This is a genomic window from Bordetella genomosp. 10 (assembly GCF_002261225.1).
Taxonomy (GTDB): Bacteria; Pseudomonadota; Gammaproteobacteria; order Burkholderiales; family Burkholderiaceae_B; genus Bordetella_C.
This window is the reverse complement of record NZ_NEVM01000005.1, coordinates 2,449,864-2,461,474: the sequence shown is the minus strand read 5'-3', so window position 1 is coordinate 2,461,474 and position 11,611 is coordinate 2,449,864. Positions and strand designations below refer to the sequence as shown.

Annotated in this window: 11 protein-coding genes and 1 tRNA gene; 8 read left to right on the top strand and 4 right to left on the bottom strand. The window is 57.0% G+C overall.

All coding sequences use genetic code 11. The annotated features are described in order from the left end of the window. Window positions 1-63 precede the first annotated feature (63 nt). The 4 genes from CAL29_RS27160 to CAL29_RS27145 all read left to right on the top strand — a co-directional run bounded on the left by CAL29_RS27160 (window position 64) and on the right by CAL29_RS27145 (window position 5,232). A complete protein-coding gene (locus tag CAL29_RS27160) occupies window positions 64-1,587 on the top strand; it encodes an ABC transporter substrate-binding protein (RefSeq protein WP_094856003.1) in 1,524 nt (507 codons plus the stop codon). 82 nt (window positions 1,588-1,669) lie between these two features. Beyond that, window positions 1,670-2,593: an ABC transporter permease gene (locus CAL29_RS27155; RefSeq protein ID WP_094856002.1), complete on the top strand. Its 924-nt coding sequence runs from the start codon at window positions 1,670-1,672 to the stop codon at window positions 2,591-2,593. Between the two features lie 6 nt (window positions 2,594-2,599). Continuing rightward, window positions 2,600-3,466 (top strand): ABC transporter permease, encoded by an 867-nt coding sequence (locus tag CAL29_RS27150; protein ID WP_094856001.1) that lies wholly within the window; start codon window positions 2,600-2,602, stop codon window positions 3,464-3,466. Between the two features lie 2 nt (window positions 3,467-3,468). Further along, window positions 3,469-5,232 (top strand): peptidase M14, encoded by a 1,764-nt coding sequence (locus CAL29_RS27145; protein ID WP_094856000.1) that lies wholly within the window; start codon window positions 3,469-3,471, stop codon window positions 5,230-5,232. A gap of 13 nt (window positions 5,233-5,245) precedes the next feature. On the opposite strand, the gene CAL29_RS27140 is transcribed toward CAL29_RS27145, so the two are convergent. Beyond that, complete coding sequence (locus CAL29_RS27140) at window positions 5,246-5,959, bottom strand: hypothetical protein (protein WP_094855999.1); 714 nt, start codon at window positions 5,957-5,959, stop codon at window positions 5,246-5,248. A gap of 219 nt (window positions 5,960-6,178) precedes the next feature. Between CAL29_RS27140 and CAL29_RS27135 the strand changes: the two genes are divergently transcribed. The 3 genes from CAL29_RS27135 (at window position 6,179) to mobV (ending at window position 9,007) form a co-directional block, all read left to right on the top strand. Beyond that, window positions 6,179-6,269: transfer RNA gene (locus tag CAL29_RS27135), tRNA-Ser, on the top strand. Window positions 6,270-6,349: 80 nt separating this feature from the next. Next, window positions 6,350-7,606 (top strand): tyrosine-type recombinase/integrase, encoded by a 1,257-nt coding sequence (locus CAL29_RS27130; RefSeq protein WP_143277755.1) that lies wholly within the window; start codon window positions 6,350-6,352, stop codon window positions 7,604-7,606. Window positions 7,607-7,942: 336 nt separating this feature from the next. Further along, a complete protein-coding gene (mobV, locus tag CAL29_RS27125) occupies window positions 7,943-9,007 on the top strand; it encodes a MobV family relaxase (RefSeq protein WP_094855997.1) in 1,065 nt (354 codons plus the stop codon). Here mobV and CAL29_RS27120 read toward each other — a convergent pair. Then, entirely contained in the window at window positions 9,004-9,717 is a 714-nt protein-coding gene (locus tag CAL29_RS27120) for a hypothetical protein (RefSeq protein WP_143277754.1), read from the bottom strand. The genes mobV and CAL29_RS27120 overlap by 4 nt on opposite strands. 71 nt (window positions 9,718-9,788) lie before the next feature. On the opposite strand from CAL29_RS27120, the gene CAL29_RS27115 reads away from it, so the two are divergent. Further along, the gene (locus tag CAL29_RS27115; protein ID WP_094855995.1) at window positions 9,789-10,007 is read left to right on the top strand and encodes a helix-turn-helix domain-containing protein; all 219 of its coding nucleotides are present in this window, start codon (window positions 9,789-9,791) and stop codon (window positions 10,005-10,007) included. Window positions 10,008-10,678: 671 nt separating this feature from the next. On the opposite strand, the gene CAL29_RS31445 is transcribed toward CAL29_RS27115, so the two are convergent. Together CAL29_RS31445 and CAL29_RS31440 are read right to left on the bottom strand one after the other, a co-directional pair. Next, window positions 10,679-11,026: a hypothetical protein gene (locus tag CAL29_RS31445; RefSeq protein ID WP_143277753.1), complete on the bottom strand. Its 348-nt coding sequence runs from the start codon at window positions 11,024-11,026 to the stop codon at window positions 10,679-10,681. A gap of 226 nt (window positions 11,027-11,252) precedes the next feature. Continuing rightward, window positions 11,253-11,480, bottom strand: coding sequence for a hypothetical protein (locus CAL29_RS31440; RefSeq protein WP_143277752.1), 228 nt, complete (start codon window positions 11,478-11,480; stop codon window positions 11,253-11,255). Window positions 11,481-11,611 lie beyond the last annotated feature (131 nt).

Genomic DNA, 11,611 nt, shown 5'->3' with positions numbered 1-11,611 from the left:
GCGCGGCTGGCGCCGCTTGCTGCCCCCCGAGGGGGCGTTTTTCATCTTGGGAGCGGCCCGGCGATGAAAAGAACCATTGCCGCGGCGAGCGCGGCGCTGGCGCTCGGCGCCGGGGCCCTGGCCCCGCTGGCCGGCGCGCACGCGGCCGGCACCTTGACGGTCGCCATTACGCAGGACGCCGGCAGTTGGGATCCGATCGACACCTTCGTGACCTGGTGGGGATCGGTCGGCAGCAATATCTATGACGGCCTGACCATGCGGGGCGCGGACATGAAGCTGCAGCCGGCGCTGGCGACCAGTTGGGAATTCCTCGACAACAACGCGCGCATCCGCTTCAAGCTGCGCGAGGGCGTCAAGTTCCACGACGGCGAGCCTTTCGATGCCAACGCCGTCAAGTTCACCTTCGATCGCCTGCTGAGCCAGGAAGGCGCGAAGGGGCCGCAGCGGTCCAACTACACCTCGATCGACAAGGTGGAGGTGGTCGACGATCACACGGTCGACTTCGTCATGAAGCGCCCCGATCCCGTGCTGCTGACCAAGCTGGCCGGCTATGGCGCCATGATCGTGCCGCCGAAGTACATCCAGGAGAAGGGGGATGCCTATTTCAACGAGCATCCCGTGGGCACCGGCCCGTTCAAGTTCGTCGACTACAAGCCCAAGGTCAGCCTGACGCTGGCGCGCAATGACGATTACTGGGGCGGCAAACCCAAGCTGGACCAGGTGGTCTATCGCTTCATCTCCGAGCCGGCGACGCAGGTGGCGGAGCTGCAGGCCGGCCGCGTGGATATCGCCACGGTCATCCCGCTGAACCTGATCGCGACCATCGACAAGTCGTCCAACGCGCACGTGGTCAGCACCAGCGGGCCGGTCACCATCGTGGTGCGCTTCGATACCGCGCATGGCATCACCGCCAAGCGCGACGTGCGGCGCGCGCTGACCATGGCCGTCGACCGCGACGCCATCATCAAGCAACTGCTGCTGGGCAAGGCCAAGCCCATCGCCAGCTTCCAGGGCGACCTGTCTTTCGGTTACGATCCGGCGCTCAAGCCCTTGCCCTTCAATCCCGGCGAGGCGAAGAAGCTGCTGGCCGCGGCCGGCGTCAAGCCCGGCGAGACCGTCCAGCTCGACGTGCGCGGCAGCGATTCGCAGTTCCGCGAAGTGGCGCAGGCCATGGCCGCCTATATGCAGGCGGTCGGCGTGAAGGTCACCATCAAGCCGTATGAGACGCCGGTGCTGATCAACGACATCATCCCGCAGGGCAAGACGGGCGCGATGTGGCAGAACCAGTGGGGCGGCTGGACCTACGACTACGACAACACCGCCTACCTGATGTACCACAGCGGCGAGAAGTGGAATCCGTACGACAAGGATCCCAAGCTGGACGCCATGCTGGAGGCGCAGCGCAACACGTATGACGTCAACGAACGCCAGAAGACGCTGCGCGCCGTCGCGGCCTATGTGGCGGACCAGGCGCTGGACCTGCCGATGTACGCGCTGGACACCGTGGTCGGCGTGAACAATCGCGTCAAGAACGCGGAAATCCCCGGCGACATCCGCTTCCGTTTCGTGAATGCAAGCGTGGAATGACGTTGAAAGATCGATTGTTCGTCGAGTCGTCCGTTGAATCGCGCCCCGGCTCGACGCCGGGGCGCGCCACGCGCCTATCCTCATGACCGGTTTCATCGTCAAGCGTGTCCTGCAAGCCGTCTTCGTCGTGTTGGCGGTGACCCTGCTCGTTTCCTACGCGGTGCGCCTGACCGGCGACCCGGCCGTCATGCTGAGCCAGGGCGCCGGCAGCATCAGCGAGCAGGACCTGCAGAACATCCGCGCCGGTTTGGGACTGGACCGGCCCTTTGCCGTGCAGTACCTGTCCTACATGGGCGGCCTGCTGCATGGCGATTTCGGCCACAGCTTCGCGGGTGGCACCTCGGTGGGGCGGCTGATCGGCGACGCCTTGCCGGCGACCTTGATGCTGGCCTTCGTATCGCTGGCGCTGTCCGTGCTGATTTCCGTGCCGCTGGGCATACGCGCGGCGGTGAACAAGGGCAAGGCCAGCGACCAGGCGATACGCATCCTTTCACTGGTCGGCCTGTCCTTTCCCAACTTCTGGCTGGCCCTGATGCTGGTGCTGCTGCTGTCCATTACCTTTCCGCTGCTGCCTCCGTCGGGATGGGACGGCCCCGTCAGCCTGGTCATGCCGGCGCTGACCATGGCCATCATCCTCAGCGCCACCAACGTGCGGCTGGTGCGCACCACCATGCTGGAGACGCTGTCGGCGCAGTACATCATGGTGGCGCGCAGCAAGGGCCTGCGCGAGCGCGTGGTGCTCTACAAGCACGCGCTGCGCAATTGCGCCATTCCGCTCATTACCTACATGGGTTTGCAGTTCGGCGGGCTGATCGGCGGCATCGTGGTGATCGAGAAGGTTTTCAACTGGCCGGGCATGGGCACGCTGGCCTTCGATGCGATCGCGTCGCGCGACTACCCTGTGCTGCAAGGCACGGTCACCGTGCTGGCGCTGGTCATCGTGGTGGTCAATCTGCTGGTCGACATCGCCTACGGCATCGTCGATCCCCGCATTCGCACGCGTTGAGGCGCCATGCAGACAACTCTTCCCGATGAAGCCGCGCGCCGCGCCGCCGGCCGCCGCCGTTTCCGCTCCCTGGAGTTCCTGCTGGGCGTGGTGCTGACCGCCGTCATGGTGCTGGCGGTGCTGCTGTCCGGCTGGCTGTTTCCCGATGGCGGCGAAGGCATGGACCTGGGCGCGCGCCTGATTCCGCCCTTCCAGTCCTGGGCCCACGTATTCGGCACCGATCCGCTGGGCCGCGACGTGCTGGCGCGCGTGGTGGTGGGCGGCCAGATCTCGCTGACGGCGGGCTTTTTCTCGGTGCTGTTCGGGGCCTTGCTGGGCACGGCCATGGGGCTGGTGTCCGGCTACTATCGCGGCGTGTGGGACGTCATCGTGATGCGCTTCGCCGACGTGCAACTGGCGCTGCCTTTCATCCTGGTGGCGATCACCTTCATTTCCATTCTCGGCGGCGGCTTGTTCAACGTGATCTTCTTCATGGTGATCTCGCAGTGGGTGCAATACGCGCGGCTGGTGCGCGCCCAGGTGCTGGCGCTGCGGGAGCGCGAGTTCGTGCAGGCGGCGCGCGCCTTCGGCGTGCGCGACCTGGCGATGCTGCGCCACCATATCGTGCCCAATCTGCTGGGGCCGCTGATCATCCTGATGGCCTTGAACGTGGCCAACAACATCCTGCTGGAAAGCAGCCTGACCTTCCTGGGCCTGGGGGTGGATCCCACCATCCCGAGCTGGGGCGGTATGCTTGCCGACGGCCGGACTTATTTGCAGACCGCCTGGTGGGTCAGCGTGTTTCCGGGGCTGGCCATCATGTTGACGGTGCTGGGCCTGAACCTGCTGGGCGATTGGCTGCGTGACCGTCTCGATCCGACGGGCAAGGTGTAGACATGGCGATACTGCTGGAACAGACTTTCGAGCGCACCCTGGATGCCTGGGTGCGGGAGTTTTCCGACCCCGTCTATCGTGGCGCCAGCGTGCATGCGTGGCTGTTCGAGGACGCCGCGGCGCGCCGTTCGGCCGAGCTGCGGCTGTCGCAGGCGGGCGTGCAGGCGCGGTTCTACAGCGCCTACAAGCCGCTGGTGCATTTCTTCCTGGACGAGGTCGACGTCAACGGCCTGGCCGGCGTGACCGTGCGCTATCCGGTGCATGCGTCGGCGCCGCCGCGCCGGTTCACCCTGGAGGCCTATCCGCTGGTCGGCATGCTGGACACCATAGAGGTGTCGTTCGAGGCCTCCGGCGATGGGCTCGACTACGAGGTGGAGCTGCGCTACGCCACGGCCCGCACCGAACAGAAGAAGGTGTTCGCGCCGAACCATGTCGTGACCGACCACGCTGGCGTGTCCAGCCTGACGCCCACCGGCTGGGTGCGCGTGGAAGGGGCGGACGGCAAGCTGCTGTTGGACGAGGCGCGGCCGACCGAGTATTCGCGGATGTACGACGCCATCCTGCGCACGGCGGCCGGGCATCCGTGGGGGCAGGACGAACCCTATTTCGATCGGCTGGAAGTGCTCGTGGAGCTGCCGGGCATCGAACGCGATACGGGCTACGAAGACGAGGTCATCAGCACCTTCGAAGCCATGCACGAGGAAATCTACTTCGGTTTGCTGGAAGTCTTCCAGCGCCATTCGGGACGGCCCTTGGGCAGCCGCGGCTTGCAGCCGGGACAGATCGTGCCGGACGTGCGCCATAGCGAGCGCGAGGTGAAGCTGCGCATCGCCACGGAGGCTTTCGAGCCGGTCCCGGAAGTGGTGGCGCGGTCGCTGGGCACGCCCTTGTCGGCGGTTAACGGGCCGCTGTCGCCGGAGCGTGTCGCGCACGAGATGCAGGTGATGGGCGGAGAGCCCTTTGCCGTGCGGACGCGGCAGGGGCGCGCGGTGCGCGGCTGCTACGTGCGCGGCGCCGAGCCGGCCGTGGTGATTTCCGGCGGGCAGCATGCCAACGAGGCCTCCGGCGTGGTGGGCGCATTGGCTGCCGCGCATGTGCTGAAGGCGCGGCCGGACGCGCATTTCGTGCTGATCGGGCTGGAGAATCCGGATGGCTATGCGCTGTTCGGACGCCTGTGCCAGACCAATCCGCGGCATATGCACCATGCCGCCCGCTACACCGCGCTGGGCGACGACTTGGCGTATCGCGAGAAGGCGCCGTACTACGAACTGGAAGCGCGCATCAAGGCCTACGAGATGAGCGGCGCGCAACTGCACGTCAGCCTGCATGGCTATCCGTCCCATGAATGGACGCGGCCCTTGTCGGGCTACCTGCCGCGCCATTTCGAGTTGTGGACCATCCCCAAGGGCTTCTTCCTGGTCATGCGGCATCATCCCGGCTGGGGCGGCAGGGCCCGGGCGCTGGTGGAGAACATCACCGCCCGCCTGGCGCGCGAACAGCCGGAACTGATCCGGTTCAACGCGCGCCAACTGGCCGTATTCGAGGCGCATGCGCAAGAGCGCGGCTTCGACATGCTGAACGGGATTCCGGTGCAGATCAGCGAGTCGGCGAAGGAGCGGGTGCCGCTGATGCTGATCAGCGAATTTCCCGATGAGACGGTCTATGGCGACCGCTTCCGCCTCGCGCAGGAGGTGCAGACCGCGACGGCCCTGGCGGCCGTGGACGGGTACTTGAACTGCGTGACGCGGGGTGGGGCGGGGAAGTAGGCAGCGTCGGGGGTTAGTTCGGAGCGCCGTCGTCGTCCGGAAGCTTGTGCGCGGCGCCCACGCCCAGGCCGAGACCCATGCCCATTCCCGCGCCGCCGCCCATGCCGCCACCACCTGTACTGCCGTCCTTGCCGCCATCCTTGCCGCCTTCGCCGCGGCCGGTTTCCTTGCCTTTCGAGGAGGATGCCGAGGGGCGGGCGGGGCCTTGGGCGGGTATGGTCAATTCGCGGGGCAACGGTTCCAGATCGAGGACTTCGCGGATGAAGGTCCGTAGCGATGCCACGAGTTCGGCGGTGTGGATGGGCCTGCCTTGCGTGAGTTCGGTGGCGGCGTGGGCGGCCAGCCTGACTTGTTCTTCGGTGCCGAGGAGAATGATGTCGGATAGAGCGGCTTCCACCGCGTCGCGGGTGCGGCGGCGGCGGTCGGATGTGGATTCGGTGGTGTCGGTCGTTGTCTCGGCTGTGTCGGGGCTTTTCGTATTCTGGCGAAGGTCGCGCAGGTGGGTGGGGTCGACCAGCAGGTTGCCGGTGAAGGAGCCGCCGAGGGTTTTATAGGCGGCGATGAGCGTGCGCAGGCGTTCGTTGATCTGGCGGTTTTCACGCTGGCGCTTTTGCTGCACGGTCTGCATGATGAGTAGGCGGATGCCTACGCCGATCAGGGTGAAGATCGCCAGGCCGACCAGGGTGGAGAGCAGGGCTTGCCAGGAGCTGAAGTCCAGGTTGCGCATCTTGGGTCCTGTTGAGGGGGATTTGTTGCGGTTAGCGGTGTCGATGTCGATGCTAACGCTGTTGCGGCTGGGGGTTGGCCGTGGGGGGGATCGTTGTGGGGCCGTTGGGGGCCTGGCAAGCCGCGGAACCCCATACCAGCACAATTCATCCAGATCTGCTAGAATCGCTGATTGCCGTTTTCCGTTTCGGGTTGATTCCCGGGCGGAATACCCGGATCAGGACAGGTGGCCGAGCGGTTGAAGGCGCACGCCTGGAAAGCGTGTATACGTCAAAAGCGTATCGGGGGTTCGAATCCCCCTCTGTCCGCCAAGTCTTCTAAGTCCTTGATTTTTCAAGGATTTTCCAAACTCTGGAATGCAGGATAGGTAGCAAAATGGGTAACAACACCCGTGAAAATACCTGTCTATGCCCGTGCCGAAACGGGTGTCTATTGCATTCATCTGCGGGTCGATGGTAGGCAAGTAAAGCGAAGCCTGCGAACCCGTGACCGTTCCCTTGCTATCCTACGAGCCTTGAAGTTCTATGAGGCTCTGGGCATGGTCGATCCATCGAAGGTCAAGAACTACGAAATAGACCTCAAGCGGGGCTATATCAAGACTGACGGCACCAAGGAAGACAACGAGCAAGCATTGCTCGCCTTGGGGATGCTGGACAAGCTGGGGCATCTGGTGCCTGCCAGCGGTGTCCTTCGCAATGCTCCCATAGAGGAAGAGCAGCCCAAGGGGTTGCGGCTGCTGGAGCTGTTCAGCAAGTTCATGGCAATGAAGAAATTGCAGACCCGTTCGGTTCAGCAATACACGACAAACATTACCGAATTTGCTGAGTTCCTGAAAAATCCGTATCTCTATCGGATAACGAGCGATGACATCACCCGTTATCAAGAGCATTTAAAGGGTTCAGGCAATGAACTGCGAACGATTGACAATAAAGTGTCCGTCATTCGTACGGTTCTTAATTTTGCCATCAAACACAAGTACCTTTTCGCGGAAAATCCCGCCAAAGATCGCACCCTGCTGACTTCGCGGGAACGAGCGAAAAGCACCTATGCTTCGTTTTATCTGGAAGAGGTGTTGTCAGTCTTTGATCGGCAGAGAATGCTCGCCCACAAGAAAAAGGATCCCGACTTTTATTTCTGCCTGATGCTGGAACTTGTGACAGGCTTTCGGGTGGGTGAGCTAACTATCCTGAAAAAAGGGCAGTTCCTCAAGCATGAGAGGAGTTTTCATTTCGTGCGAATTCTCGATGCCAAGACAAAAGCGGGGGTTCGTGAGGTGCCCATTCCCGATGAATTGATGAACGAACTCCAGCCTTTTATTGAGGGAAGAAAGCTGCCCGATGACAAGATTTTCAAATACCGGGAGTTAGAGGGTAAGGGTGCGGGAAATGCAGTTGGGAAAAAATTCGCTAGGTATATTGACGAAATTGGAATTAATCGAGGCAAGCTCGTGTTCCACTCGTTGAGAAAATTCTTTAATAATTATATGAAAGAACAAGGGGTGTCGTTAGAGATGCGATGCCAAGTTATTGGGCATGAGGTCGAGGGAACAAATGCTGAAATCTATAGCCAAGATTTTCCGTTGACGGTTCTTCAAGCTCAACTTTCAGTAGTTCAAAAAATGCTGTTGGAGAAAGTTGGCTATGCCTAATTTCCTCCTACCCCCAGCCCCTAACAAGGGGGGGCTTTGGAAGAGTCCCTGCGGGGCTCGCTTGCGCGGTGGGAGGAGTAACACCCGATTCATCGCGTAGCCTATAGGGCCGATTGTCAAATTTATTTGGCAGTCGGAATGGGGGCAAGGGGCCCAGCCCCATCGGTTTTGCTTTGGGGAATCCAAAGGGGGAACCCCGTGGCGAACACCAACCCCGGAACGAAGTGTAGTGGGTTGGTATAGTGAGTGATACCGGGTTTTAATCCGGTGTCCTTGTTTTTTCTTCGTGCTCCGCTAGAATAAATAAAAGGAGTGCAAAAATAAGAAGAAAAAACCATGCCACAGTACGCAATATTAAGAGCAAAAAAGATAAAAAGCCCGGCACAAATAACGGCGGCGGCGAAGCACAATTTGAGATTGCGGGAGCAATCAAACATCGATGCCAGTAGATCAAAGTTGAACGAAATTCTGTTCAATTCGCTAGATGTCGATGTCGCAAAATCCATGAGTTTGCAAGAAAAGCTTTGCGAATTTTATGCAAAACTCGGCATTAAAACTCGGAAAGACAATGTGCAAATGTTGGAGTTCATCGCCACTGCCTCGCCCGAATTTTTCAAAGGAAAATCTGTAGAGCAGATCGGAAAGTGGGCTCTCGATCAGGTGCAATTCGTAAAAAATGAATTCGGGCAGCAGCTAAAGTTCGCAGTGCTGCATATGGATGAATCGAGCCCACACATCCACTTTATGATTTCTACGGAGCTGAAGTCGCTCAAGAGGTATAAAAATCAAAAAGGCGAATTCCACAAAGAAACTTGGTCATTAAATGCAAAAAGATATGACCCGGAATTCCTAGTCGGATTGCAGGATCGATTTGCTGAACATAACAAAAAGTGGAAGTTAGTTCGAGGTGTTCGCGGCTCGATGCGAAAGCATGTGCCGATGAAGAAGTTCTACCGTGCTATCGATCTTGCGATGCAGACCGACTATAAGAAGAAAATTGATAGGCTAATCGACAGTGTAGAGATTTCTCTGGGCGAGCGGCTTAGCATAAATGTGGTTCGTCAAAAAATTCGCGAACTTCTCACTCCATATATCGATTTTTTCGCCAAGCAGCAGAAAACTGCCAATGCTCTAGCTAGGCTAGATTTTCATCGCCTACAGAACGAAATCGTTGCAGAAAGGAAGAAGCTGAAGTCTGGACTTGAGGAGGTCGACCAACGAAGAGAGATTTACAAGGAAGCGATAAACGGTCGATTCTTGGACTTGAAGGCAAATCAAGTTCTAATGGAGCAGAACAAATTATTGGCGAGGGAGCTGGCGAGAATGAAGCAGAGGTACGAACCTCAAGCTCCATCCTCCAAACCCTCGCATCCCCCGCTCTTGGAAGGGCACCCTAATTAGCTAAAGAGGTTCCGGGTAAATACCGAGATCCAAAAAATGGAAAAAAGGAATGCAGGGACGGCGAGAACCAGAATGAGAGTAGGAACGGAGGGCTTGCCCTCTGCCTGCCGTTTTCGGCACCAAGCCTGCATTGGTGAAACGGCAAGAGCGGTGCCACCAAGAATGTACGGCCAAGCCAGTTTCGAGTAAAAATAGCCGTGACCAGGCAGGTCGATAAATTGGCTTAACCAAGCATAGGTGGGGCCGGTCAGAATCGGAAAGCTTACGAGGAACCCCCAAAGGATGAAGAATGCCACATATCCAAAAGAAAAGATGGTGAAAATTGATTTGGCATCAAAATGGGGTGGCGAATTCGGGGCGATCTTCTTGCTGATCCTCTTAGCAAAAAAGTAGCAAAGATAACCAAAGAGCGAAAAGCCGCCGATGGTTACTGCAATTGCCCACAGCCCTTCCGACTCCGAAACGATTAGGCGAGGCTGGGCCCAGAGGTAGCCTACAGCACCGAACAGCAAAGTAAGCCCCATAGCCACCCATTCTTTCCGACGGTACTGAAGGAACAACACCGCAGGATAGGAAACAGTGACCAACAAGGCGATCCCCGCCACAATGAGAAAGATTACTCCGGGGCCGGGATTGTCGGGGTCTTTTGCAGTTCGTTGGTTCTCAAGTTCATTGAGGATAAAAAGATCGCGAAGCCAGTTGTCACTCACAGGAAACTCCCGAGGCTATGTAGCAAATAGTCTAAAATCGAATATTCGGAAACAGACTATAGCATGCTTGCATGCTCTATGGTCAACGGTACGAAGTCCTTCGCCGTGAGCTCCAACAGCTACGAGTAGATGCGGGGCTCACTCAAGTTGAACTTGCCAAAAAATTAGGTAAGGGGCAGAGCTATGTTTCGAAGGTCGAGCGGGGAGAGCAGTATGTCGACCTTATTGAATTCCTGGAGTGGTGCGAGGCATGTAAAGCAGAACCTGAAAAGGTTGTTCGAAAGATTTGACCTTGATGTCAAATTTCGATTTAAGGCTCGTCGTCCTTTTTAATTTACTATCGTAAATTCTTTTACCCTGCGGGTGGTCCTGCTTCGCATTGAATATTATTCGAGTTGGTACTGTTGATTAATCATTATAATTATTGATATTTAGTACTGATTCTGTACCTTCGGGGGGATTTGTTTCGCCTTTTCCTCACCGTGCTATCACACGGTTCCGGTAAAGGCTTACCCTAACCCGCGAAAAGCGAGCTTGGGACTTTACCGGGAGTCTCCGTGTGATAGTTACCACATAGCACCGGGCAGATATAAAGCAACTTTACCTGCTTCGAAGGTTCGTATCGTTGCCGATACAGTAGCTGGGTCCTTCTGACTGTCTTCCATGCCGCTTTGCTACTAATCCATTCTAACGGCTTACCTCATCTTCTTGAGGTTGCAACCTGACAATAGTTCGCTGGTTCGTCGTTGAGGATCCTATTCCTCCGCAGTCACATTTAATTTGACGAGCTTCTGCATTGCAGCTTAATTATTCATTGCTTGGCATAGCGGGAATCGGGAAGGGTTTTTATTAGATGGGAAACAAAATCCCCAAAAGAAACCATCTGACCTCGACGCATACCGTATGCGATACTTAATAAGTAGAACAAAAAAAACAAATGTCAAGATCTGGGTTTGGCATTTTATTTGGTGACTCCCAAATCCTTCCGCATTTCCTCTTCCATTTTCTGCTGGGCCAAAGCCCTGCCTTGCTTGTCTTCGTTGGTGTCAATAACCTTTTGGACAGCTAATCGAACTGCTAGCGGTGCCACTAGCGAGCTGCGCATTTGCCAGTAAGCGAAGTTTTTAGCAGCTTCGGCGGTTCTTTCGGTGGCTGCACGATGATAGGCTTCCAACAGGCCGATATATGCCTGCTGCTTTTCTCGAAACCGCCTTTCATCTGTTTGTGATCTTCTTGACAACCATGATTGGATCAAAGCGGTAATTATTGATCCCATTCCAAAGGCAGTAAGTAGTGAAATTAGGTTCATAGCTCTATTCATAAGATACAAGAAAGCCAGCACTAGGCTGGCTTTAATGTCGGTATGCGTCAGTTCGCCGATGTGGCATCACTCAAATGGCTATTGACAATTATTTTATAAGTGATAATTATTTAATTGTCAACTGGGGCGATTGTGGTCATTAAATTTACAAGCTGGTTCGTTCGTGGCTTGCACGACGAATGGGAATCGTTTTCTCGTAAGGAGAGAAGGGTTATTACTGTATTCTTTGATACGGTTGGCTTTGCAATTGTGGTTGGGATGTTGACGGTATTTTTTGGCTGACTGCATAACAGATCAAGGCGGCGACTAGCGCTATGGCGGCATGCTTTCCTTTCTTTTTTAGCGCAAATGCAATCGAAATAACGAATGCAACTACACTGGCTGCTAGAATTCCGAAGTGAATTGCATTGGTAATGTTGTTTGCCACATCGCCCAAAGTCATAGAATCTCTCCATTAATTGCAAAAATATGGTAGCATTTTGGGTAGCAAGTTTTGAGGGGAAACAGCGGCCTAACTTCCTGTTTTTTCAGAGAATTAGACTGTTTGGCGAACTATCCCCCTCTGTCCGCCAC